The 20,349-nt window shown below is 63.1% G+C and carries 22 protein-coding genes; 11 read left to right on the forward strand and 11 right to left on the reverse strand.

Going from position 1 to position 20,349, the window contains the following annotated elements; translation table 11 throughout:
* Window positions 1-157: 157 nt before the first annotated feature.
* Window positions 158-343, reverse strand: a complete 186-nt coding sequence (locus NKH02_RS29480; protein ID WP_352873624.1) for a hypothetical protein — start codon at window positions 341-343, stop codon at window positions 158-160.
* Between the two features lie 309 nt (window positions 344-652).
* On the opposite strand from NKH02_RS29480, the gene NKH02_RS29485 reads away from it, so the two are divergent.
* From NKH02_RS29485 to NKH02_RS29500, 4 genes are all read left to right on the forward strand, one after another.
* Entirely contained in the window at window positions 653-1,012 is a 360-nt protein-coding gene (locus NKH02_RS29485; protein WP_352873625.1) for a septal ring lytic transglycosylase RlpA family protein, read from the forward strand.
* 232 nt (window positions 1,013-1,244) lie between these two features.
* Window positions 1,245-2,522, forward strand: coding sequence for a polyhydroxyalkanoate depolymerase (locus NKH02_RS29490; RefSeq protein ID WP_352873627.1), 1,278 nt, complete (start codon window positions 1,245-1,247; stop codon window positions 2,520-2,522).
* A gap of 233 nt (window positions 2,523-2,755) precedes the next feature.
* Window positions 2,756-3,373 carry a transglutaminase-like cysteine peptidase gene (locus NKH02_RS29495; RefSeq protein WP_352883179.1) on the forward strand — a complete coding sequence of 206 codons (618 nt, stop codon included), beginning with the start codon at window positions 2,756-2,758 and terminating at the stop codon, window positions 3,371-3,373.
* Between the two features lie 457 nt (window positions 3,374-3,830).
* Window positions 3,831-4,067: a hypothetical protein gene (locus NKH02_RS29500; protein ID WP_352883181.1), complete on the forward strand. Its 237-nt coding sequence runs from the start codon at window positions 3,831-3,833 to the stop codon at window positions 4,065-4,067.
* A gap of 109 nt (window positions 4,068-4,176) precedes the next feature.
* Here the strand turns inward: NKH02_RS29500 and NKH02_RS29505 are convergent, their stop codons facing one another.
* Genes NKH02_RS29505 through NKH02_RS29520 form a run of 4 tightly spaced genes read right to left on the reverse strand, consistent with a single transcriptional unit; the run spans window position 4,177 to window position 6,942 of the window.
* Window positions 4,177-4,545, reverse strand: a complete 369-nt coding sequence (locus NKH02_RS29505; RefSeq protein ID WP_352873632.1) for a helix-turn-helix domain-containing protein — start codon at window positions 4,543-4,545, stop codon at window positions 4,177-4,179.
* A 25-nt stretch (window positions 4,546-4,570) separates the two neighbouring features.
* Window positions 4,571-5,101, reverse strand: coding sequence for a Smr/MutS family protein (locus tag NKH02_RS29510; RefSeq protein ID WP_352883182.1), 531 nt, complete (start codon window positions 5,099-5,101; stop codon window positions 4,571-4,573).
* The gene (mltA, locus tag NKH02_RS29515; RefSeq protein ID WP_352883184.1) at window positions 5,098-6,210 is read right to left on the reverse strand and encodes a murein transglycosylase A; all 1,113 of its coding nucleotides are present in this window, start codon (window positions 6,208-6,210) and stop codon (window positions 5,098-5,100) included. Before mltA ends, NKH02_RS29510 begins: the two co-directional genes overlap by 4 nt.
* A gap of 24 nt (window positions 6,211-6,234) precedes the next feature.
* Complete coding sequence (locus NKH02_RS29520) at window positions 6,235-6,942, reverse strand: Tim44/TimA family putative adaptor protein (RefSeq protein ID WP_352753887.1); 708 nt, start codon at window positions 6,940-6,942, stop codon at window positions 6,235-6,237.
* Window positions 6,943-7,154: 212 nt separating this feature from the next.
* Between NKH02_RS29520 and NKH02_RS29525 the strand changes: the two genes are divergently transcribed.
* The 3 genes from NKH02_RS29525 (at window position 7,155) to NKH02_RS29535 (ending at window position 8,812) form a co-directional block, all read left to right on the forward strand.
* Window positions 7,155-7,655: an FxsA family protein gene (locus tag NKH02_RS29525; RefSeq protein WP_352883185.1), complete on the forward strand. Its 501-nt coding sequence runs from the start codon at window positions 7,155-7,157 to the stop codon at window positions 7,653-7,655.
* A gap of 130 nt (window positions 7,656-7,785) precedes the next feature.
* Window positions 7,786-8,286: a protein-export chaperone SecB gene (secB, locus tag NKH02_RS29530; RefSeq protein WP_352873639.1), complete on the forward strand. Its 501-nt coding sequence runs from the start codon at window positions 7,786-7,788 to the stop codon at window positions 8,284-8,286.
* A 238-nt stretch (window positions 8,287-8,524) separates the two neighbouring features.
* Window positions 8,525-8,812, forward strand: a complete 288-nt coding sequence (locus tag NKH02_RS29535) for a GIY-YIG nuclease family protein (protein WP_352873641.1) — start codon at window positions 8,525-8,527, stop codon at window positions 8,810-8,812.
* Window positions 8,813-8,983: 171 nt separating this feature from the next.
* Here NKH02_RS29535 and dnaQ read toward each other — a convergent pair whose 3' ends face one another.
* From dnaQ to NKH02_RS29560, 5 genes are all read right to left on the reverse strand, one after another.
* Window positions 8,984-9,688, reverse strand: a complete 705-nt coding sequence (dnaQ, locus tag NKH02_RS29540) for a DNA polymerase III subunit epsilon (RefSeq protein WP_352883187.1) — start codon at window positions 9,686-9,688, stop codon at window positions 8,984-8,986.
* A 113-nt stretch (window positions 9,689-9,801) separates the two neighbouring features.
* Window positions 9,802-10,401, reverse strand: coding sequence for a dephospho-CoA kinase (gene coaE / locus NKH02_RS29545; RefSeq protein ID WP_352883188.1), 600 nt, complete (start codon window positions 10,399-10,401; stop codon window positions 9,802-9,804).
* Window positions 10,398-11,240, reverse strand: a complete 843-nt coding sequence (locus tag NKH02_RS29550; protein ID WP_352883189.1) for a shikimate dehydrogenase — start codon at window positions 11,238-11,240, stop codon at window positions 10,398-10,400. The genes coaE and NKH02_RS29550 overlap by 4 nt, the downstream gene beginning before the upstream one ends.
* Window positions 11,233-11,832, reverse strand: a complete 600-nt coding sequence (locus tag NKH02_RS29555) for a Maf-like protein (protein WP_352883190.1) — start codon at window positions 11,830-11,832, stop codon at window positions 11,233-11,235. The genes NKH02_RS29550 and NKH02_RS29555 overlap by 8 nt, the downstream gene beginning before the upstream one ends.
* 238 nt (window positions 11,833-12,070) lie before the next feature.
* The gene (locus NKH02_RS29560) at window positions 12,071-12,892 is read right to left on the reverse strand and encodes a pyruvate, water dikinase regulatory protein (protein WP_352873650.1); all 822 of its coding nucleotides are present in this window, start codon (window positions 12,890-12,892) and stop codon (window positions 12,071-12,073) included.
* 405 nt (window positions 12,893-13,297) lie between these two features.
* On the opposite strand from NKH02_RS29560, the gene hemE reads away from it, so the two are divergent.
* The 3 genes from hemE (at window position 13,298) to rho (ending at window position 16,304) form a co-directional block, all read left to right on the forward strand.
* A complete protein-coding gene (gene hemE / locus NKH02_RS29565) occupies window positions 13,298-14,329 on the forward strand; it encodes a uroporphyrinogen decarboxylase (protein ID WP_352883191.1) in 1,032 nt (343 codons plus the stop codon).
* On the forward strand, window positions 14,329-14,865 hold the full coding sequence (hemJ, locus tag NKH02_RS29570) for a protoporphyrinogen oxidase HemJ (protein WP_352883192.1): 537 nt from the start codon (window positions 14,329-14,331) through the stop codon (window positions 14,863-14,865). The genes hemE and hemJ overlap by 1 nt, the downstream gene beginning before the upstream one ends.
* Before the next feature lie 173 nt (window positions 14,866-15,038).
* On the forward strand, window positions 15,039-16,304 hold the full coding sequence (rho, locus tag NKH02_RS29575; RefSeq protein ID WP_352873654.1) for a transcription termination factor Rho: 1,266 nt from the start codon (window positions 15,039-15,041) through the stop codon (window positions 16,302-16,304).
* Between the two features lie 314 nt (window positions 16,305-16,618).
* On the opposite strand, the gene NKH02_RS29580 is transcribed toward rho, so the two are convergent.
* On the reverse strand, window positions 16,619-18,634 hold the full coding sequence (locus tag NKH02_RS29580) for a thioredoxin domain-containing protein (RefSeq protein ID WP_352883193.1): 2,016 nt from the start codon (window positions 18,632-18,634) through the stop codon (window positions 16,619-16,621).
* A gap of 68 nt (window positions 18,635-18,702) precedes the next feature.
* On the opposite strand from NKH02_RS29580, the gene mnmE reads away from it, so the two are divergent.
* Window positions 18,703-20,034, forward strand: a complete 1,332-nt coding sequence (mnmE, locus tag NKH02_RS29585) for a tRNA uridine-5-carboxymethylaminomethyl(34) synthesis GTPase MnmE (RefSeq protein WP_352883195.1) — start codon at window positions 18,703-18,705, stop codon at window positions 20,032-20,034.
* Window positions 20,035-20,349: the final 315 nt, after the last annotated feature.

Below are 20,349 nucleotides of genomic sequence, written 5' to 3' on the forward strand. Positions count from 1 at the left end.
TCGCGGCATGGATCCTCGGGTCTGCGCTGCGTCGCTGCGCTCCTTGCTCCGCCCGTGGATGACGAAGGGATGGGCGTTTTCGCCAATTGCAACCGGCGGCTCCGCACGATCCTTCGCGATGCCGAGGCGACGGATCGCCAGCGCTTCCCATCGCAGCTTACCCTCCTGACCGGTTCGCCCACACCAGCCCAATCAGGCCGACCAGCATGGTGACGAGGCCGATATAGAGCCATTGCGACTGGCCGGTCATGAAGCTGCCGCCGATCACGCCAACGCCTTGCAGCGACCACAGCGCACCAATGGCCAGCACAACCAACGCCAGCAGATTTTTGGTCAGTCTCATTGATGGATCTCGCTTTCAAAGTCGATCGGTTGCGGGGTTGCGGCCACGATGAAAGAGCCAAAGGAAGGGACCCGATCGCGCGCACTTCTACTTGGATATCAACGTTCGATCTTGTCAAACAAATCCCGGATATCGTGTCGAAGATCATGATCAATTGATCAGCGCGCGCTGGAAAATCCCTGACAGACTGTTACCCAGTGACTCCAAACGTGTGCCATCGCCACGGAACCGACAGATGATTGCCGCATTTCCCGCCTTATTTGGCTCCTAACGGCTGGGGTCTGTCGAAAACGGAGCCATCCCTCAAATATGAAGAACTCAAAACAGACCGCGCTTGTCGCGGTAACGATCGTTGCTGGCCTAATGGTCGGCGCATCTTCGGCAACCGCCGCCAGCCAGTGCGGCCGCGCCTCGTGGTATGCCCTGCACTCGAAGACCGCATCGGGCGAGCGCATGAACCCGTCGGCAATGACCGCCGCCCACCGCACTTTGCCTTTCGGCACCAAGCTCAGGGTAACCAACAAGAACAACGGCCGCAGCGTCGTCGTGCGCATCAACGATCGCGGCCCGTTCATCAGGGGTCGCGTGCTCGACCTGTCGAAGGGTGCGGCCGGCCAGCTCGGCTTCATTGGTTCCGGCCACACTTCCGTGTGCATGGCGCGCGTCTGAGCTTCCTGTTTCCGGCAAGAGGGGCCGGACACATTACTTACACATTTCGCAGCCGCACACTGAGCCGGCTGGCGCCATTCAGGGCCGATTCCCAGTGCCTTGAACCAAAGAAGCATTGGTCACGCCGCGTGACGTATTGCATCGCAGCAATTAGTTGTTAACTTCGCCGCGAGACATTTAAGGCTCGGCGCTGCTCGTCGTCCCTTCGGTCGCAGCAGCAGCGGGGTTCTCGATGTTCTACCAGCTCTACGAAATGAACCACGCGGCCTTGCAGCCGGCGCGCCTCTATGCCGATGCGGTGCGGCTGTTCTACAGAAATCCGCTCAATCCGTTTTCGCACACGTCCTTCGGCCGTTCGATCGCGGCGACCGCCGAATTGTTCGAGCGCACGACGCGCCGCTACGGCAAGCCGACCTTCGGCCTCGACAAGACAGTGGTCGACTGGAAGAGCGTCGAGGTCGCCGAGAAGACCGTCTGGTCGCGGCCGTTCTGCAATCTCGTCCGCTTCGAACGCTCCGTTCCCGCCGGGCGCAAGCCCGACCCAAAGCTTTTGATCGTGGCGCCGATGTCGGGCCACTATGCGACGCTGCTGCGCGGCACGGTGGAAGCCATGCTGCCCCATGCCGACGTGCACATCACCGACTGGGTCGATGCCCGCATGGTTCCGCTGGCCGACGGCAGCTTCGATCTCGACGATTATATCGACTACATCATCGACATGCTGCATGCGCTGGGTCCCGACACGCATGTGATGGCGGTGTGCCAGCCTTCGGTGCCGGTGCTGGCCGCCGTGGCGCTGATGGAAACCAAGGGCGATCCCTTCGTGCCCTCGACGATGACCCTGATGGGCGGGCCGATCGACACTCGCCGCAACCCGACCGCGGTCAATCTGCTGGCGCAGGAAAAGGGCATCGACTGGTTCCGCGACAATGTCATCATGAGCGCGCCGTGGCCGGTGCCGGGCTTCGGCCGCGAGGTCTATCCGGGCTTCCTGCAGCTGTCCGGCTTCATGAGCATGAACCTCGACCGCCACATCATCGCCCACAAGGACTTCTTCATGCACCTTGTGAAGCATGACGGCGACAATGCCGTGAAGCACCGCGATTTTTACGACGAATATCTGGCTGTCATGGACCTGACGGCGGAGTTCTACCTGCAGACCGTCGATACCGTCTTCGTGCGCCAGGCCTTGCCCAAGGGTGAGATGACGCATCGCGGCACCAGGATCGATCCGTCTGATATCCGCAACGTCGCGCTGTTCACGGTCGAAGGCGAGAACGACGATATTTCCGGCCTTGGCCAGACTAAGGCCGCGCATGATTTGTGCCCCAACATCCCCACTGAGCGGCATGCCCACTACATGCAGCCGGCGGTCGGCCATTACGGCGTGTTCAACGGCTCGCGCTTCCGCTCCGAAATCGTGCCGCGCATCGTCGACTTCATCACCAGCTATGGCCGCCAGAACCGTGTCGCGGTGAAGCCGAAGCTGGTCCGTACAGCCAAAAGATAATTCACGGGCGTGACCCGAGGTCGCAGTGGCTTTGGGGCACGACATGCATAAAACAAGGCCTGGAGGCGACAATTCGGGCGATTCGGTCGGCAAAACCGCCGGCGATCCTGTTGCACAAGTGCCGCTGTCCAGCCCCTCGGGTAACCATGCCGACAATCCGGCCGTCGTCGTAATTGACATGGACTGTAAATCCCCCTTAACCTTTCGTTAATAACAAAGGGTGAGCGGGGACAATGATTTCCTCATCAGTGGCGCGAAGGCTGCGCGCATGTGCGGCGGCTGGTCTGGCGGTAACGGGAGGCTGGATAGCACCGGCTTTGGCGGCCGGAGCGATGGCGACCGGGGGCCTCACCTCGCAGCCGATCGGCCACTATGATTTCTGCAAGCTGCATCCCAGCGAATGCTCGATCCGCCCGTCCAATCTCGCGCCGGCCCCGATGACCGACGGGCTGATGCGCAAGCTTCTCAACGTCACCGCCAGGGTCAACGCCGCCGTCAAGCCGATGAGCGACATGGACATTTATGGCAAGGACGAGGTCTGGGCCTATCCTGACAAGGACGTCGGCGATTGCGAGGACTACGTGCTGGAGAAGCGGCGCCAGCTTTCGCGCATGAGCATCTCGCTTGCCGATTTGCTGATCACCGTCGTGCGCAAGCCTGACGGCGAGGGCCACGCCGTGCTGACGGTGCGCACCGACAAGGGCGACTACGTGCTCGACAATCTGACCGACAAGGTCAAGGCGTGGGACGCGACCGGCTACCGCTTCCTCAAGCGGCAGGCGATCGACAACACCGGCCGCTGGGTCTCGATCCGCGGCGGCCAGCAGGTCCTGGTCGGCGCGGTTCAGTAGTAGCGGCTGGACGCAGCCGCTTCAAAGCGTGACGGCGCTCGCGCCTCCCATGGGATGCGTTTCTCCGTTGTTTTACAATGCCAAGGTCGGCGCCGCCCCTCATTGCCCTGCCGGGCGTTCGTCACTCGAAAAGCCAAGCAATTGGCTTTTCGTCCGCTTCGCGGACCGCTCCTCAACTCCCCGTATAGTGACGGGGAGAAAGACGCCGTCACCAACAGTTTCGCCAATCATCAACGTTGCAAGAAGAGCGACGAGGTCGCGACCAGTTCCCTTCTCCCCGTCACTATACGGGGAGAAGGTGCCGGCAGGCGGATGAGGGGCGGCGAGGCGTTGCCAACTGGATCCCTGTCGCTGCTCGCGACACCACCTCCGACAGAATTTCACATCTCTCCGTGAACCATTTCCTTCCGGCCGACGACACATGGCCGTAGACGGAAACCAATCATGGAGACTTCAGATGACTTTACTTTTGCGAAATGCATTCCTCGCCGCCATCGCGTTATCGGCACTGGCCGGACCCGCCTTGGCCAACCAGACCATCCCAAGCTGCGCCAACACCTCTACCAACGATTTGTGGAGCGGCCGCTGTTGCAGCGTCGGCGAGTCGAACTGCCTGGGCGGTGGAAACAATGGCCACGACCATAACGACAAGGGCGGCCGGGGAAACAATGGCGGCACGGCCGGCAAGAAATGATCTCACCACAGATGCCTGCTGGCGGATCGCCGGCGGGCATCTCTTTGCGTAAAGCGGGACGCCTTTGCGAGAAAATCGCCAAGGCGCGCCTCCGGCGCGGATCGCGAGGCTACGGTCGCCGGCCGAGCGCCGCGCGGATCGAGGCGGTAATGCGGCGAAGCTCCGCCTCGTCGAGTTTTTCGATGTTCTCGGCCAGCAGATTGGCCAGTTCGGTAGCGGCGGGGCTTAGACCCGACGTGTCGAGCTTGACGCGGGGATGCGAGGCTTCGGCCAGCCGCGCCAGATCCTCGGCGTCGTCCCAGATGATGTTGAAATAACCGATGATCTTCTGGATCAGCGTCCAGGTCGGCGCGCCGCGCCTGCCATGCTCGAGCGCAGACAGGTAGGCGGCGCTGACGCCGATCGCCGCCGCCATGTCCTTCTGGCTGACGCCGCGTTCGCCTCGCAGCGCCCGCAGCTTCTCGCCGAACGGGGTCATGCACCCACCTTCATGAGCGAACTCCTCACGATCGAAGCCGCCGCAGCCGGATATAAAGCGCGCCCGAACCGCCATGGTTGCGGGCGGCGTGGTCGTGGCTGGAGACCAGCGGGCGGAAAGCAGGCGTCGACAGCCAGGCCGGCACGGCGCGCCGCAAGACGCCATCGCCGCCTGAGGACGATCCCTTGCCGGTTATGACCAGGACATAGCGGATGCCGCCGGCATGCGCCCGGTGCAGGAACGAGAACAGCAGCGAATAGGCCTCGTCCTGGGTCAGGCCGTGCAGATCGACCCGGCCTTCGATCGGCAGCCGGCCCTTCGACAGCTTGTCCAGCGTCGGCTCGTCGAGCGCATGCGCGACATGCTGCGTCTTCGGCTTTGCCGCGCCGGGCGGATTGGCGGCGGCCGGCGCCGCTTGCGGCGGTGTCGGCCTGGCCTCGGTGGCAATTTCGGGAATGTCGACGGCGATCCTGCCCTTGAGCGGCTTGGCCGTGCGCGCCACCAGGTTCCACAGAACGCGGTCGTCTTCGCTCAGCTTCTCGGTGCGCCGGATCATCGATTCGCGTCCGAAATAAGCGTGCGCGGCACCAGCGCATAAAAATCCGCGGCGTTGCGCACCACGCCCGCGATCTCGCCGGCCGCATCGCCGGAACCGGCGAAGAGATCTCCCCGCGCCGGCCCGGTGATGGCCGAGCCTGTGTCCTGCGCGATCATCAGGCGCCGGAACGGTTTGGCGTCGAAGGCGGTGAGCGTCGGCGCATCGATATAGAACGGCGTGCCGAATGTGTGCAGCAGGCGGTCGACGGCAATCGATCGTCCCGGCGTCAGCGGCACCTTGGCGGCGGCGATCGGACCGAGCGACCTGTCCTCGACATTGGCCTCGCGGAAGAAGATGTAGGAGCGGTTCCGCCACAGGATCTCGTCGACGCGGTCCGGATGCGCCTTGAACCAGGCGCGGATCGACTGCATCGTCACCTGCGCCAACGGGATTTCTCCCAGTTCGCTCAACACCTTGCCGGGCCCGGTGAAGCGCTGGCCGGATTTGGCGGCATAGGTGACGCGGGAAAGCCGGCCGTCGGTCATGTTCAGTCGTGCGGCACCCTGCACGTGAATGAAAAAGGCATCGACCTTGTCGGCCAGCCAGGCGATTTCCAGGCCTTTGCCGGCCAGCGCCCCGCGCTCGATCTCGCCACGGTCGGGATATTCGACCAGCCGGTCCCCGGTCTGGCGAGCGAAGGCGAGGTAAGGGTCCAGGCTGGGCGGCCGGTTGCCGTCGTCGATATCGACGAGATCGGCCGGGCGCGACAGCAGCGGCACCGAAAAGCGCTCGGTTCGCACCGGCGACGCTTCGACGACGGGCTCATAAAAACCGGTGACGAGGCCGACGCCGCCATTCTCGCCGCCGATATGCGCTGGAATGAAATGGCGCTCGAAAAAGGTGCGGGCCTCCTTCCCCGACCGATTCGGCGGCGAAACGGTGCGAGCCTCGGCGTAGGCCTTGGTGAAGGCATCAAAATCGACGCCGAGCGCACCGCTGCGATACGGTTTGGTCAGGACGTGAAAGGCTGAACGGCGAAAGGCTTCGAAGGCCGCCAGATGGTCGTCATCGTCCCAGCCGGGGAGATCGGCAAAAGATTTTCCGACAAAGAGAGGCGATAGCGACACCGGAGCCTCGCCGCCGTTCCGGGTTCAGTCTTCTTCCTCGGTGGCGACGAGCTTCCAGTTGGGATCGCGCGAGCGTGTGTCGCGGGCGAAGGTCCAGACGTCCTTGACCTCGGCCACGGTTTCCGGGTCGCCATCGATCACCGCGCCGGCCTTGTCGCGGGTCGCCGAAATCAGCTCGCTGATGATGCGCAGCGTGACATGCGCCTCGCCGCCCTTCATCTCGGCCGAGACGATGTCGGCCTTGTCGATGCCGACGAAAGACGACTGGATCTTCTCAGCCTTGGCCTCGCGCTCGCCTATTGCCGCGACAAAGCCGTCAAAGACCTCGCGCGACAACAGGTTCTTCAGCGTTTTGCGGTCGCCGTCGGCATAGGCCATGACGATCATCTCATAGGCCATCTTGGCGCCGTCGACGAAACTCTTCGGCTCGAAGGACGGGTCGTTGTCCTTGATCGCGCGCAGCCCCTTGTTGAGGTCGGTGTCGGGCTTGGCGAAGGCGTCGATCGCCGCATAGGTGTCGGCCGCGGGCTCGCCCGGCAGACGCTTGCGCGGCAGCGAGACGACGTTCTCGGATTTCTGGGCGGCATCCTTGTCGCCACCGCGGGCCGCCGTATAGGGATCGAAGGGCGGCCGTTCGCTGCCGGTGCGACGGCCCAGCACATTGCGCAGCTGGAAAAAGATGACCACCGCCGCAATCAGGAAGAAAATCGTGCCGAAGTCGAAGAAACCCATATCTTCCGCCAATCAATCCCTGCCCTGTGGCCGGACCGTCGGGCCCAATGGCCGCGGTCGCATAGCGTTCAACATTCAAAGCATATAGAACGCAAGGCGCAATCATTCAAATCAAAGGCAGGCATACCTATCTAACGGCCTCAGTGCCAGCGGCGATTGCTCGCCGCCTAAACAATCGAAACGATCACAACGATCCGAAAGGTTGCCAAGACTTGCGCATTTCGTTCCTTCCGCTTTTTGTCCTGGCACTTCCGCTGCTGGAAATCGCCGGCTTCGTGGTCGTCGGTCGCCAGGTCGGCGCTTTGGCGACGGTCGGCCTGGTGCTGGCGTCTGGTATCGCCGGCGCGCTGCTGCTCAGGCATCAGGGTTTCGGCGTCATGACGCGTATCCGCGCCGAAATGGACGCCGGCCGCGATCCGAGCGGGCAGCTTGCGCATGGCGCCATGATCGTGCTGGCGGCGATCCTTTTGATCATCCCCGGTTTCATCACGGACATTATCGGCCTGCTGCTGTTCCTGCCGCCGGTCCGCGACCTCGCCTGGCGGGCCTTGAAGGGCCGCGTCGTGCTGGCCACGAATTTTTCGACCGGCGGCTTCCGCGGCCGGCGGCGCGACAAGACCATCGACCTCGAGGATGGCGATTATTCGCGCGAAGACGACTTCAAGCGCGGACCGGACCACAACTCGCCCTGGCGCCGCCTCAAGGACGATTGAGGCCGCCGCCTAGCGCCATCCCGGGACGGGAGAAGAAGGCGGCAAACCTTGTCTTGTCATCCCCGCCATGGTAGCGAACGCCCGATTTCAATTCGGTCAGCGACGCTGCCCAGGCAAGAGGACAAGGCTTATGGCCAGCAAAGATGACGCGCCGGTCGGCGCAGCCAACGGAAACGGAAACGCGGCGCAGCCGTCGCTCAACGTTTTGGCGCAATATGTTAAGGATCTTTCCTTCGAGAGCCCCGGCGCGCCGAATTCGCTGCGCGGCCGCGACAAGGCGCCCGGCATCGCCATCAACGTCAACGTCAACGCCAACCCGCTCTCCGACAAGCAGTTCGACGTCAATCTGACGCTGAACGCCAAGGCGTCCTTCGACCAGGAAGTGCTGTTCAACGTCGAGCTGGTCTATGGCGGCGTGTTCGCCGTCGCGGGCTTCCCGCAGGAACACATGCTGCCGATCCTGTTCATCGAATGCCCGCGCCTTTTGTTCCCGTTCGCCCGCCAGATCATCGCCGAGGCAACCCGCAATGGCGGCTTCCCGCCGCTGATGCTCGACCCGATCGACTTCGCGCAGATGTTCCAGCAGAAGCTGGCCGAGGACCAGGCGGCGTCCAAGGTCAAGGTGAGCTGAGGCCTGCCTGCCACGGATTGTGAAAAGCCCGGCCCTCGCGCCGGGTTTTTTGTTTTTGGGGGTGGGATAGCGAATCTTCGAGGTTAGCCGAAGTCCTCGCGTCTTCGTCATTCTAGGGCGGAGCAAGGAGCGTAGCGACGCAGCGCAGACCCTAGGATCCATGCCGTGACGTTTGCCTTAGAATGCAACGGATCAGAATGGCGCTTGTCCCCGCGCCTATGCTCGCTACGCTAAAACCATGACCGGTTATGTCTACATGACTGCGAGCCAGAAGGGTGGCACCATCTATATCGGTGTTACCAGCGATCTTGGTCGCCGCATGCCGGAGCACAAGTCGGGCCAAGGCTCTCATTTCACCGGCCGCTACGGCGTGCAGCGGCTGGTCTGGTACGAAGAATTTTTCGATATCACCGATGCCATCCAGCGCGAGAAGTCGCTGAAGCGCTGGCCACGTCAATGGAAGATCGACCTGATCGAAAAGGCCAATCCGGAATGGTTCGAGCTGTTTCGCGGAACGGGGTGGTAGCGCTCGATCTTGGGCCGTTTTGATCCGCCGCTTGCGTCACGGCATGGATCCTAGGGTCTGCGCGCGTCGCTTCGCTCCTTGCTCCGCCCTAGGATGACGAAGACGAGGAGGGCTTCGGCCAATCTCCGAGGTTGGCGCTGGCACCTCGTTGCAACCAACCTCCAACCGTCGCTAATTCCCCAGAACCTTCAACCACAACGCCTTCTCGCCCAACGTCGCGACCATGCCGGCGTGCGCCGCGCGCTCGGCTTCGGTCAGGCGGAGCGGCAAGGATGCCGGGCGCTGGCTTACCACAATCTCGATCTGGCGGACATTCTCGCCGCCTTGCGCCGGCGCGGTGGCGCTGTCGAGGATGAGGGCTGCCTGCTTGCCGCCGATCAGCTCGATATAGACCTCGGCCAGCAATTCGGAATCGAGCAGGGCGCCGTGCTTGGTGCGCCTTGTGTTGTCGATGCCGTAGCGCCGGCAGAGCGCGTCGAGCGAATTGGGACCCATCGGGTGCTTGCGGCGCGCCAGTGCCAGCGTATCGACGACAAGACCGTTATCGATGATCGGGTGACCCAGCCGGCCGAATTCGACATTGAGGAAGCCGACGTCGAAGGTGGCGTTGTGGGCGACCAGCTTGGCGCCCTCGGTGAAGTCCAGCCATTCCCGCGCAATTTCGGCGAAGGTCGGCTTGCCCGCGAGATCCGCAGCGCTGATGCCGTGCACGGCCTGCGCCTCGGCGTGGATCGCGCGTCCTTGAGGATTGATGTAGTGGTGGAAGGTCTTTCCGGTCGGAAAGCGGTTGACCAACTCGACGGCGCCCAGCTCGATCACGCGGTCATCGCGCGAATCGAGGCCGGTGGTTTCCGTGTCGAAGATGATCTCACGCATCGAATCAGTTGCTCCTGGGGAGCAGAATCGTGAGACCGGAACAAAATGGCAATGGGAAACCGCGCTGGTCACAATAATCACTTCAGGTTCGTGCCGCCCCTTATCAGCAAATGTCAGTGGCCCGGCTTGCCGACCCCTGTCAGCTGCCTGATGATCGCATTCACCTCAGCCCGCGCGGCGTCGAAACCCTGTCCCGTGTCGACGACGAAATCGGCCTGACGGCGCTTTTCCGCATCCGGCACCTGCTTGGCCAGGATCGACGCCAGTTTCTCCTCCGTCATGCCGGGCCGCGCCAGCACGCGTTCGCGCTGGATTTCGGCCGGCGCGGTGACGACGACGACCTTGTCGACGCGGTCGCGGCCGCCGGTTTCGAACAGCAGCGGAATGTCGAGAACGGCGATCGGCGCGCCGGCGGCACGATGACGCGCCAGGAAGGCATCGGCATCGGCGCGCACCAGCGGATGGATGATCGCTTCCAGGCGCTTCAGCGCGGCGGCGTCGCCGAGCACGCGCTGGCCAAGTTTTGCACGGTCGACCACGCCGGCAGATGTTGTGCCGGGAAAGGCCGCCTCGACCAGGGGCGCGGCCTTGCCGGCATAGAGGCGATGCACCGTCTCGTCGGAATCGTGGACCGGCACGCCGGCCTCGGCGAACATCTTCGCCGTGGTCGACTTGCCCATGCCGATCGAGCCGGTGAGACCGAGCACGATCATGACTTCGGTACCAGATCGGCAACGATGATCGCGCGCAGTTCGGCCGTGACTTGCGGCCTGACGCCGAACCAGCGCTCGAAGCCGGGCACCGCCTGATGCAGCAGCATGCCGAGGCCGTCGACCGTCTTCAGGTTTCTCGCGCGGGCCGCCGCAAGCAGCGGCGTCTCCAGCGGCACGTAGACGATATCGGTGACGATGGCGTGGTCCGGCAGCAAGGCTGGATCGGCCGGCAGGCCTTCATTGCCATGCATGCCGAGTGCGGTTGTGTTGACCAGCAGGCCGGCATCGCCAAGCAATTCATCGGTCGCCGCCATGCCATGCGCCGAAACGCCGGCGCCTAAACGATCGCGCAATTCCATAGCCCGGGCGAGTGTCCGGTTGACGATGCGGATGTCGGCGACGCCGCGCTCCTTCAGCGCATGGACGACGGCGCGCGATGCGCCGCCGGCGCCGAGCACGACCGCCGGGCCGTTGCTCGCCCAGCCCGGCGCATGATCGTCGAGGTTGGCGGCGAAGCCGTGCGCGTCGGTGTTGCCGCCCCACAAGGCGCCGTCCTCGAACCACAGCGTGTTGACGGCGCCGATCTCTTGCGCCGCCTGGTCGCGGCGCTCGGCCAGCGCGAAGGCCGCCTCCTTGTGCGGGATGGTGACGTTGCCGCCGCGGTAGCCGTTCGCCTGCAGCGTCTTCACGAACGCGGCAAAATTTTCCGGCGCGATATCGATGGCCTCATAGCTGCCGTCGATGCCATGCCTGGCCAGCCAATAGCCGTGGATCTTCGGCGAGCGCGAATGCTTGATCGGGTGGCCGGTGACGAAGGCCTTCCTTGTCGCCTCAACCATCGATCGCTCCCAGCGTGCGCAGTTCGGCCAGCAGCGGCAGCAGCGGCAGGCCGACAATGGTGAAATGATCGCCTTCGATTCTGTCGAACAGCTGGATGCCTTCGCCTTCGATCTGGTAGGCGCCGACGCTTCCCAGCGCCTTGGCACCGACGCGGGCGAGATGGCGGCCGATGAAGGGCGGGTCGAGCTTGCGCATGGTCATCGAAGCGATGCCGACATGCCGCCACAGCACCGCGCCGTCGCGGACCAGCACGGCAGCGCTGTTGAGCTGATGGGTCTTGCCCGACAGCGCCAGCAGATGACGGCGCGCGCCTTCCCTATCGGCCGGCTTGTGGAACACCTCGTCGCCGAGCGACAGCGTCTGGTCGCAGCCGAGCACCAGGGCGCCCGGCCTGCGCTCGCTGACTTCGGTGGCCTTGGCCTCGGCCAGCACCAGGGCGACATCCTCGGGCGAGACACCGCTGTCCTGCAAGGGCGCCTCGAGCGCCCGCTCGTCGACATCGGCCGGAACCGCCTCGACATCGACGCCGGCATCGACGAGCATCGCCTTGCGGAACGGGCTGCCGGAAGCGAGGATGATTTTCTCGGTCATGCTGATTCACCCAGGTTGGCGTTCCGTCACGCACCCCTCATCCGACCGAGCTTCGCTCGGCCACCTTCTCCCACAAGGGGAGAAGGGAAGTCCCGCGCGTACGCTGCTGCAGATCGCCAACTGGCGGTACCTTGCGGAGACGACGGCGCCACGTCCTTCCTTCTCCCCTTGTGGGAGAAGGTGGCCTCGCGAAGCGAGGTCGGATGAGGGGTGTTGGTGCTCACTTATCTTACCTGCCCTAGCGCGACTTCCCTCGCAGGGCAACGATAGCCGCCGCCGTTTCCTCTATCGAGCGGCGGCTGACGTCGATCATCGGCCAGCCGTGGCGCGTGCAGATCTTGCGGGCATAAGCGAGCTCTTCGCTGATGGCGGCGCGGTCGACATAGTCCGATGCCTCATAAGAACTGCTGTTGCCGAGGAGGCGGTTTTGCCTGACATGCGAGATGCGCTCGGCGGTGGCGATCAGCCCGACGATGAGCGGCTTGCTGGCGTTGACCAGGCTTTCCGGCACCGGCACGCCGAGCACGATCGGAATGTTGGCGGTCTTGATGCCGCGGTTGGCGAGATAGATGCTGGTCGGCGTCTTCGAGGTGCGCGAGATGCCGATCAGCACGACATCGGCATCGTCCATGTTGAGCGGCAGCTGGCCGTCATCATGGTCCATGGTGAAATTGAGTGCGTCGATGCGGCGGAAATATTCGGCATCGAGAACATGCTGGGCGCCGACGCGGCGGCCGGCCGGCGTGCCGAGATAGGACTGGAACACGGTCAGCACCGGCTCCAGCACCGACACACAGGGCAGGCCCATCGTCGCGCAGCGCTCGTCGATGCCGCGCGCCAGCTTCTGGTCGACGACCGTATAGAGGATGATGCCCGGCTCCTCCTCGATGTCCTCGAACACTTTCGCCACCTGCTTCTCAGTGCGGATGAGCGGATAGATGTGCTCGATGGCGCGCGCATCCTTATATTGCGCCGAAGCCGCCCGGCCGGCGGCGAGCAGCGTTTCGCCGGTCGCGTCGGAAATCAGGTGCAGATGGAAGAAGCTTTGGGGTTTGTTCACAGGGGGTCACCTGAGGCTGTGGGCTTCTGTGGATAAAGCGGGATGAAAAGACGGGCCGATGGGAAGTGACTGTATCAGAAGGTGGTTTGTCCACAATTCGTTGCCCTGTCAGCTTCGTCGGGCGGCTGGGGACAAGTTTGGGGACGGCTTCTCTTGCCTCTTGTCCGTCCACAGGGCGGGCTTTTCCGCGCGTCTCGTAACGCTTTGACTCCAGTGGCGGAATCCTGTTCGTCCCCAGAACCCCGCAGTTTGGAAAAAGAAGCGCGCGACAATATGTTGGCTGGTGTTTTCCGGAGCAAAGCGGGACAGGTGACAACCACCAGAACCAACAGACTCTTAGAATCAGAAGAATCTTAGATATAAGAATCTTTAATTATAGAAGAGGCTGGGAGAAGCGAGCGCTCGATGCCCCAGAACCGGATCATGCTGGACGTGCTGAAGGGCAAGGCTCACTTTCCGCCTCCGCTCTGGATGATGCGTCAGGCCGGGCGCTATCTGCCTGAGTATCGGGAGACACGCAGACGCGCCGGATCGTTTCTCGACCTCTGCTATGATCCCGACCTTGCCGTCGAAGTGACCTTGCAGCCGATCGAGCGTTTTGGTTTCGATGCATCGATCCTGTTCTCGGACATCCTCGTCGTTCCGCACGCGCTTGGCCGCGACGTCCGCTTCGAAGAGGGGCGAGGGCCGCTGCTGACGCCGATCACGGCGCCGGAGATTGCGGCTCTGGAAAGCAAGGTGTTTCACGTGAATCTCGAACCGGTCTACGAGACGGTTCGCCGGCTGCGGGCCAAACTGCCCGACGAGACGACCCTGATCGGCTTCTGCGGTGCGCCGTGGACGGTGGCGACCTATATGATCGCTGGCCATGGCACGCCCGACCAGGCGCCGGCGCGGTTGTTCGCCTATCGTGAACCGGCGGCATTCCAGCACTTGCTGAAAGTGCTTGCCGATCATTCGGCCGCCTATCTCATCCGCCAGATCGAGGCGGGTGCGGATGTGGTGCAGATTTTCGATTCCTGGTCCGGCGTGCTCGATGACGCGTCCTTCGACCTGTTCTGTGTGCAGCCGGTGGCGGAGATCGTCAGGCAGGTTCGAGCTGTTCATCCCGATGTTCCGATCATCGGTTTTCCCAAGGGCGCCGGCGCCCGCTACCAGACCTATCGCCAGAGGACCGGCGTAACGGGTCTGGGGATCGACTGGACGGTGCCCCTGGAGGCGGCGAGGGATTTGCAGCGCTTAGGCGCGGTTCAGGGGAACCTCGATCCCTTGCGCCTCGTGGCTGGCGGCAAGGCGCTGTCCGACGGCGTCGAAGCGATCCTGAAGGCGCTGGGAGAGGGGCCGCTGATTTTCAATCTCGGTCACGGCATCACGCCGGAGACGCCGATCGCCCATGTCGAAGCAATGGTGAGGCAAGTGCGGAGCGCGACACGCTGATGGCCGAGATGAAAAACGCGAACAGCACCGGTCAGGCGATGATGCGCATGATATCAGGTATCGCCGTGCTGGCCGTGCTCACCGCGCTTTTGTATTTCGCGGCACCCGATAGTTTTTATCCGTGGGCCAAGGCGATCCATATTCTCGCCGTCATCTCGTGGATGGCCGGCATGCTCTATCTGCCGCGGCTGCTGGTTTACCACGCCGATGCCGAGAAGGGCTCGGTGCAGTCGGAGACCTTCAAGGTGATGGAGCGGCGCCTGCTGCGCGGCATCATCAATCCGGCGATGATCGTCACCTGGGTGTTCGGCCTGTGGCTTGCCTGGAAAGGCTTTGGTTTCCAGGGCGGCTGGCTGCACGCCAAGATCGGGGCGGTGCTTTTATTGTCCGCCGTCCATGGCTATCTGGCCGGCGCGGTGCGCGAATTCGCCGAGGACCGCAATGAGAAGCCCGCCAAGCACTGGCGAATCGTCAACGAGATCCCCACATTGCTGATGATCGCAATCGTCATCCTGGTTGTCGTCAAGCCGTTCTAAGGCTTTCTAGCTCGCAAAACTCAGCTTGCTCTTTCACCAGACCGACGATAAAAGACGGGTCTTCCTTCCCGTCATGCGCCGCCCTTCAATATTTCGGCCGCGCCCGGCATTTGTCGCATCCCGCCGATATTTTCCCAAAGCTTACCCAGACTCCATCTATTCAAGGTCCGTCTATGCAAGAAATGAAACTCGCCGAGTTCAAGAACAAGAAACCGCCAGAGCTGATCGCTTATGCCGAATCGCTCGAGGTCGAGAACGCCAGCGTCATGCGCAAGCAGGAGCTGATGTTCGCGATCCTGAAGAAACTGGCCGCCCAGGAGATCGAGATCATCGGCGATGGCGTGGTCGAGGTGCTGCAGGACGGTTTTGGCTTCCTGCGCTCAGCCAACGCCAATTATCTGCCAGGTCCCGACGACATCTATATCTCGCCGTCGCAGATCCGGCGCTTTTCGCTGAAGACCGGCGATACGGTCGAAGGGCCGATTCGCAGCCCGAAAGAGGGTGAGCGCTATTTCGCCCTGCTCAAGGTCAACACGATCAATTTCGACGATCCCGAGAAGATCCGTCACAAGATCCACTTCGACAATCTGACGCCGCTCTATCCGACCAAGCGGCTGAAGATGGAGATCGACAATCCGACCACCAAGGATATCTCGGCGCGCGTGATCGACCTGGTCGCGCCGATCGGCAAGGGCCAGCGCGCGCTGATCAACGCGCAGCCGCGTACCGGCAAGACGGTTCTGATGCAGAACATCGCCCACTCGATCACCGCCAACCATCCGGAATGCTATCTGATCGTGCTTCTGATCGACGAGCGGCCGGAAGAAGTGACCGACATGCAGCGCTCGGTGAAGGGCGAGGTGATCTCCTCGACCTTCGACGAGCCGGCCGTTCGCCACGTGCAGGTCGCCGAAATGGTCATCGAGAAGGCCAAGCGCCTTGTCGAACATGGCCGCGACGTGGTGATCCTGCTCGATTCCATCACCCGCCTCGGCCGCGCCTACAACACCGTGGTGCCGTCATCCGGCAAGGTGCTGACCGGCGGTGTCGACGCCAACGCGCTGCAGCGGCCGAAGCGCTTCTTTGGTGCCGCGCGAAACATCGAGGAAGGCGGTTCGCTGACCATCATCGCCACGGCGCTGATCGATACCGGCAGCCGCATGGACGAAGTCATCTTCGAAGAGTTCAAGGGCACCGGCAACTGCGAAATCCAGCTCGACCGCAAGGTGGCCGACAAGCGCATCTACCCGGCTATGGACATATTGAAGTCGGGCACCCGCAAGGAAGACCTGCTGGTTTCAAAGCAGGATCTGCAGAAGATCTTCGTGCTGCGCCGCATCCTGGCGCCGATGGGAACCACCGATGCGATCGAGTTCCTGATCGACAAGCTCAAGCAGACCAAGACCAACGCGGACTTCTTCGATTCGATGAATACGTAAGCGGTGGATTCGAGGGCGGACCTGCCCTCGTCAACCTCTGCACTGCCTTCGCGACTTATCGCAAACGTCGGTGCCGCCCCTCACCTGCCTGCCGGCATCCTCTCCCCGTATAGGGACGGGGAGAGGGACGCTGTGATCGACGCTTTCGCCAATCTCCAGCGTTGCAAGGAAAGTGCCGGCGTTGCCGCCAGCTTCTTTCTCCCCGTTACTATACGGGGAGAAATGCCCGGCAGGGCAATGAGGGGCGGCACCGGCGCTTGAAACATATGGCGAAGTAGACCTGGGACAGTCGCCCGTATGTGGCGCCTCGCCTATCACCGTCTCAACAGCTTCTCCAGCTCTCCAGCATCCGTAATCACCGGCAGGCAAGCCTGCCCCGTACACAACCACGCACCCGCTCTGTCGGACGGCGGCAGGATTCCGCCGGGCAGCAAGGATCGATTCGTTGCCGTACCGATCGGCACGATGATATCCACGCGACGCGGGTCCGGGTTTCGACTCGCGACCGGAACGAGCTTTGGATCCTCCAGCCCATCCACGATGACCAGCTTGATCGGCTCAATGGCCAGCGCGCAGGCGTTGACGATACCGGCCTGGCCATAAGCCTGCTGTGCCGCGCGCCCGGCCGCGTGTTCGGCGACTTCCCAAGCTCTTTCTTGCAGCGCAAGGTCGCCGGTGGCGGAGGCGAGGCGTACCAGCGCTTCGATGATCTGGCCCGTCGCTGAAGGAATGGCCTCGTCGACATCGCCCCTGATGCGGATCGGCACGTCGGCGCTGTCCGAGGCGGTCAGGTAGTAGCCTGTCCTCTCGGTGTCGGCGTGCCAACGATCGAGCTGCCCGATGAACTGGCTGGCTTGGTCGACATAGCTCCAATCGCCGGATGCTTCGAACAGCGAGATCGCTGCGTTGGTCATGGCGGCGTAGTCGCTCGACAGAGCGGGGAACAATTTCCTGGCGCCGAGCATCGAATGCGGCAAGCGGCCGTCACGGGCGGCGGCGCTGATATGGGCAAAGGCCTTTGCCGCAGCGTGGATCCAGTCAGGCCGCGCCAGCGACCGGCCGGCCTCGGCAAGCGCTGCAATCATCAGGCCATTCCAGTCGGTGAGCGTCTTTGCGTCGAGGCCGGGCCTGACCCGCTCTTCCCGGGCGGCGAGAAGTTTCGCCTTGAGCGGGCTGAGGTCTTCCCGATCGATCACACTTTGCGTCTGCTGGGGGCGGGTTTGGTGGACGATTGGCTTGCCTTCCCATCCGTGCGGGCTCGACGGGGTGAAGTGTTTGAAAAACAAGGCGGAATCGCCACCGAGAGCGGCTTCTACCTCGCCGCTACTCCAGGTGTAGAACAGCCCTTCCTCGCCATCGCTGTCGGCGTCGAGACTGGCGGCAAAGGCGCCGCCCTTAACGCGCATCTCGCGCAACAGCCAGTCTACCGTCTCTTCGATTCGCAGCCGGAACAATTCATTGCCGCTCGCCGCGTAGGCCCAGTTGCAAAAGCGGATCAGCTGGGCGTTGTCGTAGAGCATTTTTTCGAAATGCGGCACCAGCCATTCGGCATCGGTCGAGTAGCGGCTGAGCCCGCCGCCGATATGATCGTAGATGCCGCCGCTCAGCATCCGTTCGAGGCTGAGCAGGACGTCGTCGCGATGGCCGGCGTTGCCGTCGCGCAGCCAGGACAGCCAGAGGGTTTGCATGAAGGGCGCATTGGGAAACTTCGGCGCGCCGCGAAGGCCGCCGAGATCTTGGTCGACCATGCCGTCTATGCCCTTTGCAAGCTCCGCCAGCGTCGCGCGGTCGAGCGCTGTTCTCGCATGCGAACCGGCGAGGCGCGCCTCGACGTGGGACGTCAGGCCGTCGGCGCTCTGGTTCAGGCTTGCCCTCTTCTCCCGCCACGCCTTGTCCACCGCCTCCATCACCTGGATGAAACCGGAGCGGCCATAGCGCGGCTCGCGCGGGAAATAGGTGCCGCCCCAGAACGGCTTGCCGTCCGGGGTCAGGAACATGGTCAGCGGCCAGCCGCCTTGCTCGCCCATCGAGGAGAGTGCGGCCATATAGATCTGGTCGATGTCCGGCCGCTCCTCGCGGTCGACCTTGATATTGACGAACAGACGGTTCATGACGGCGGCGACGCCGTCGTTCTCGAAGCTTTCGTGCGCCATGACATGGCACCAATGGCAGGCGGCATAGCCGACCGAGAGCAGGATCGGCCTGTCCAGTGCCTTTGCCTCTTCGAGCGAAGCCGGCGACCAGGCCCGCCAGTGCACCGGATTGCCGCTGTGCTGCTGCAGATAGGGGCTGGCTTCTTCGGCAAGCAGGTTTTGGGCGGGTAGCGTCACGACGGGCATACCTCGGTTGGGAGTTGTCATATGGACGTAGAGCTAGGGCGGTTCGGCAGAGCGGGCAAATGATTTCAGGAGATTCCATCGTTGCGTTGTCGAGCGGCCGACTTCCGGCCGGGGTCGCCGTCATACGTATTTCAGGCCCGCAGACTCGATTCGTGGTCGAAACGATCGCCGGCGCCATGGTTAAGGACCGCGCGGCGGTTTTGCGCAGGTTGCGGGCGCCCGATGGAACCGTCCTCGACAACGGCCTCGTGGTGTTCTTTCCCGGACCAGCCAGCTTTACCGGCGAGGATGTCGCGGAATTCCACGTCCATGGCGGGCGCGCCGTGGTGGCCAGGATGCTGGAGGTGATCACCGGTTTCGACGGCGTCAGGCACGCTGAACCCGGGGAATTCACGCGCCGCGCCTTTCTCAATGGCAAGGTCGACCTGGTCGAGACCGAGGCGTTGGCCGATCTCGTCAATGCCGAGACCGAGGCGCAGCGGCGCTTCGCGGTGCAAAGCGCCGAGGGCGTCCAGAGCGAACTCTATCTCGGCTGGCGGCGCAGGCTGATCCACGCCCGCGCCATGATAGAGGCCGAGATCGATTTCGCCGACGAGGACGACGTCCCGGGTTCCGTTTCGGATATGGTCTGGTCCGATGTCCGGACGATGATCGGTGAAATCGATCGGCACATCGCCGGGTTTCGCGCTGCCGAGATCATTCGCGACGGCTTTGAGGTCGTTATCCTTGGTGCGCCAAATGCCGGTAAGTCGAGTCTGTTCAACGCCCTGGCGCGGCGGGATGCCGCTATAGTAACGGATGAACCTGGCACGACGCGGGATCTGCTTGAAGTGACACTTGATCTTCAGGGGCTGCGCGTCAGGCTCACGGATACGGCCGGGCTGCGCGAAGCCCCTGGCAAGGTCGAGGCGATCGGCATCGAGAAGGCCAGGGCCAAGGCACATGGCGCCGATCTCTTGCTGCTGCTTCAGGACGTCGCGGATCCCAGGCCCATCGGTTCGCTGCCGACCGGGGCCCCGAGCTTGCGCGTCGGCACCAAGATCGATCTCCCGGAGAGTCGCGCGGCAAGCGATGCGGCCGGGAGCTATGATCTTGTCATCTCGGTGAAGAACGGGACCGGCGTGGAGGCATTGCTGGCCGAAATCGGCCGTCGCGCCGCGGAGGCGGCCGGCAGCGCCGGCGATATCCTTCCGTCGCGCCTGCGCCACGTGGAATTGCTTGGCGAGACCAACCGCCATCTGCTTCGCGCCACCGACGGCCGGACTGTCGGACAGGAATTGCGCGCCGAGGAGCTCCGGCTCGCCGCCGACCGCTTGGGCCGGATCGTCGGCGCCATCGACGTCGAGGATATGCTGGACGTGATTTTTTCGCAGTTCTGCATTGGGAAATGATTCACGTGAAACAATGGTCCTCGAACAAGAGTTGGTTTCTGGCGCATAGGCTTGACGGCGCGCTTGCGGACTGCGTGCGTTGGCAAGTGGTGGAAACGCTTAGCGTTTCGTCATCCTAGGGCGGAGCAAGGAGCGCAGCGACGCAGCGCAGACCCTAGGATCCATGCCGCGACTCCAAAGCGTTGCTAGGGTGCCGAATCCTGCTCCGCTGCGCTCTTTGACTAACATCACGGCATGGCAACTGTGTTCATGCGAAAGCTTTTTTGTCTCGAATGATGGCGTTTAGGACGACGAGAAGCTTCCTTGCGACGGCGA

Source organism: Mesorhizobium sp. M1396 (assembly GCF_040317725.1).
Taxonomy (GTDB): Bacteria; Pseudomonadota; Alphaproteobacteria; order Rhizobiales; family Rhizobiaceae; genus Mesorhizobium.

Excerpts from the sequence above, each read along its gene's own strand:
- hemJ (WP_352883192.1), top strand. The coding sequence starts at position 14,329 with ATGGCCGAGATGAAAAACGCGAACAGCACCGGTCAGGCGATGATGCGC.
- NKH02_RS29485 (WP_352873625.1), top strand. The coding sequence starts at position 653 with ATGAAGAACTCAAAACAGACCGCGCTTGTCGCGGTAACGATCGTTGCT.
- hemE (WP_352883191.1), top strand. The coding sequence starts at position 13,298 with ATGCCCCAGAACCGGATCATGCTGGACGTGCTGAAGGGCAAGGCTCAC.
- mnmE (WP_352883195.1), top strand. The coding sequence starts at position 18,703 with ATGATTTCAGGAGATTCCATCGTTGCGTTGTCGAGCGGCCGACTTCCG.
- NKH02_RS29500 (WP_352883181.1), top strand. The coding sequence starts at position 3,831 with ATGACTTTACTTTTGCGAAATGCATTCCTCGCCGCCATCGCGTTATCG.
- NKH02_RS29495 (WP_352883179.1), top strand. The coding sequence starts at position 2,756 with ATGATTTCCTCATCAGTGGCGCGAAGGCTGCGCGCATGTGCGGCGGCT.
- rho (WP_352873654.1), top strand. The coding sequence starts at position 15,039 with ATGCAAGAAATGAAACTCGCCGAGTTCAAGAACAAGAAACCGCCAGAG.
- secB (WP_352873639.1), top strand. The coding sequence starts at position 7,786 with ATGGCCAGCAAAGATGACGCGCCGGTCGGCGCAGCCAACGGAAACGGA.
- NKH02_RS29510 (WP_352883182.1), bottom strand. The coding sequence starts at position 5,101 with ATGATCCGGCGCACCGAGAAGCTGAGCGAAGACGACCGCGTTCTGTGG.
- dnaQ (WP_352883187.1), bottom strand. The coding sequence starts at position 9,688 with ATGCGTGAGATCATCTTCGACACGGAAACCACCGGCCTCGATTCGCGC.
- NKH02_RS29505 (WP_352873632.1), bottom strand. The coding sequence starts at position 4,545 with ATGACCCCGTTCGGCGAGAAGCTGCGGGCGCTGCGAGGCGAACGCGGC.
- NKH02_RS29490 (WP_352873627.1), top strand. The coding sequence starts at position 1,245 with ATGTTCTACCAGCTCTACGAAATGAACCACGCGGCCTTGCAGCCGGCG.
- NKH02_RS29550 (WP_352883189.1), bottom strand. The coding sequence starts at position 11,240 with ATGGTTGAGGCGACAAGGAAGGCCTTCGTCACCGGCCACCCGATCAAG.
- NKH02_RS29520 (WP_352753887.1), bottom strand. The coding sequence starts at position 6,942 with ATGGGTTTCTTCGACTTCGGCACGATTTTCTTCCTGATTGCGGCGGTG.
- NKH02_RS29480 (WP_352873624.1), bottom strand. The coding sequence starts at position 343 with ATGAGACTGACCAAAAATCTGCTGGCGTTGGTTGTGCTGGCCATTGGT.
- NKH02_RS29555 (WP_352883190.1), bottom strand. The coding sequence starts at position 11,832 with ATGACCGAGAAAATCATCCTCGCTTCCGGCAGCCCGTTCCGCAAGGCG.
- NKH02_RS29535 (WP_352873641.1), top strand. The coding sequence starts at position 8,525 with ATGACCGGTTATGTCTACATGACTGCGAGCCAGAAGGGTGGCACCATC.
- coaE (WP_352883188.1), bottom strand. The coding sequence starts at position 10,401 with ATGATCGTGCTCGGTCTCACCGGCTCGATCGGCATGGGCAAGTCGACC.